A 2,237-nucleotide genomic window follows, 5' to 3' on the forward strand; every position below is an offset into this window, starting at 1 on the left:
CGCCGACTTCGCCAAGGAGACCTCCAACCTCTCGCGCGCCCAGATCCTGCAACAGGCCGGCACCGCCATGGTCGCCCAGGCCAACCAGATTCCCCAGGGGGTGCTCTCGCTGCTGCGTTCCTGACCGAGCGCGCACATCCGCATGCGCCGTTGCTCACGGCGATTGCGGGATGCACAGACCGCATGCCCTGGCGTGCGGTGCGTACATCCCGGAGGACACAGAACATGAAGAACCGACCTGCATCCCGCCACACGCCCGCGCCACGCGCCGGCGCGGAGACCTGACATGGCCATCACCTCCACCGGCATGGGCAGTGGCGTCCCGATCGACACCATCGTCTCGCAGCTGGTCGCGCTCGAACGCGCGCCGCTGGCGGGGCTGCAGAAGCAGGCCACCAAGATCCAGAGCAAGATCTCGGTCTTCGGCACGCTGTCGTCGATGATGAACTCCCTGGGCGAACTCGGCAGCAAGCTGGCCGACCCCAATGCCTTCAAGGCCGTCAAAGGCAGCTCCTCGCTGGCCGCGGCCGTCGGTGTCACCGTGGCCACCGGCACTGCCCCCACGGCGATGTCGGTCGAGGTCTCGCAACTGGCCCGGGCCCAGTCCACGGCCACGCTGGCGGTGCCCAAGGACACGGCCATGGGCACGGGCAGCCTGAAGATCACGCTGGGCGACTGGAGCTCGGGCTCCTTCGTGGCGGGCGACAAGGCCGCCGTGGACATCGAGATCGCCGAGGGCGAGGACACCCTCACCGCGATCGCCGCCAAGATCAACGCGGCCGACGCCGGCGTGACCGCCACCGTGCTGCGCGACGCCACGGGCGAGCGCCTGCTGATGCGCTCCAAGGAAACCGGCGAAGCCATGGGCTTCGAGATGCAGGTGACCGATGCCGATGGCGACCCCGCCGCCGGCCTCTCGCGCCTGGCCGTGCAAGGTGGCGTGGCCTCGGGCGTGCAGATCACGCACGGCGCGAACGCCCTGGCCACCATCAACGGCATCGCCATCGAGTCGGCCAGCAACACCTACAAGGACGGCCTGCCCGGCATCACCCTGCAGTTCTCGCAGACGACGACGGCGCCGGTGGAGATTGCCATCACCAACGACAAGGAGGCGATGACCAAGACCATCCAGTCCTTCGTCGATGCGTACAACTCGCTCAACGACATGCTCAGCAGCACCACGGGCTACAACCCCGACACCAAGGTGGCGGGCTCGCTGCAGGGCGATAGCACGGCCGTGGGCCTGCAGAACGCGCTGCGCGGCATGATGCGCTCGTTCACGCCGGGCGGCGAGTTCACCACGCTGGCCGACATCGGCATCGAGATCAAGTCCGGCGGCAAGATGAGCGTGGACAGCACCAAGCTGGGCAAGGCACTGGACAACCCCGAGGCGGTGCAGAACCTCTTCAACGCCGACCACATCGACCCCACGGCGCAGGGTTTTGGCGAAAAGCTCAAGACCTTCGCCGACGGTTTCGCCGGCGCCAACGGCACGCTGACCTCGCGCGCCGACTCGATGCGCGAGGCCGCCAAGCGCAACACCAAGGAGCAGGACAAGGTCAACGAGCGCGCCACCCGCGCCGAGGCCCGTTTCCTCAAGCAATACAACGCGATGGATGCGATGGTGAGCCAGTTCAACTCGCTCAACGCCTTCGTCTCGCAGCAGATCGCCCAGTGGAACAAGTCGTCGTGAACACCCCCCTGCGCCGCTGCGCGGCTTCCCCTCTCTGTGGCGCGCCTTTGGCGCTTCGAGGGGGAACGGCATCTGGGGCCGGCAGAGCCGGACCCTCGATGCCTCTGGCGGGTGTTTTCTTTCTCGCTGCGGCTCGCGCTCCGACTCAGTAGAGAACGGCCGCACCCTGTTTCGCCCCACGAATGCCCTGGCGCACCGCGACCAGGGCTTTTTTTCGTGCGTTTTTCCGCGGCGGCCGGCGGTGGGGGCCGATTTCCTCAAGAAAACGTGGCAGGCACCGAAATAGGTTGCAACGAACTTCTCCATGGGTTCGTGGCCCGGGCAGCCGGGCAGTCAGCCCAACCACTCAACCGGAGTTAGTTATGACCACCATCAACACGAACGTCATGTCGATGACCGCCCAGCGCAACCTGGGCACCACCTCCAGCTCGCTGGCCACCTCCATGCAGCGCCTCTCGTCGGGCCTGCGCGTCAACAGCGCCAAGGACGACGCGGCCGGCCTGGCCATCTCCGAGCGCATGAACGCCCAGGTGCGTGGCCTGAG

2 protein-coding genes and 1 pseudogene are annotated in these 2,237 nt (G+C 67.1%); all 3 read left to right on the plus strand.

Going from position 1 to position 2,237, the window contains the following annotated elements:
* On the plus strand, positions 1–124 hold a 124-nt coding region (locus KIT86_RS24930; protein WP_297403412.1), incomplete at its 5' end, for a flagellin.
* 162 nt (positions 125–286) lie between these two features.
* A complete protein-coding gene (gene fliD / locus KIT86_RS24935) occupies positions 287–1,693 on the plus strand; it encodes a flagellar filament capping protein FliD (RefSeq protein ID WP_297403411.1) in 1,407 nt (468 codons plus the stop codon).
* 362 nt (positions 1,694–2,055) lie between these two features.
* Positions 2,056–2,237, plus strand: a pseudogene (locus tag KIT86_RS24940) (flagellin); the annotation flags it as partial.

The organism is Hydrogenophaga sp. (genome assembly GCF_026125825.1).
GTDB lineage: Bacteria > Pseudomonadota > Gammaproteobacteria > Burkholderiales > Burkholderiaceae_C > Hydrogenophaga.

Bases quoted from the DNA above. Each gene is read 5' to 3' on its own strand.
- fliD (WP_297403411.1), top strand. From the start codon at position 287: ATGGCCATCACCTCCACCGGCATGGGCAGTGGCGTCCCGATCGACACC.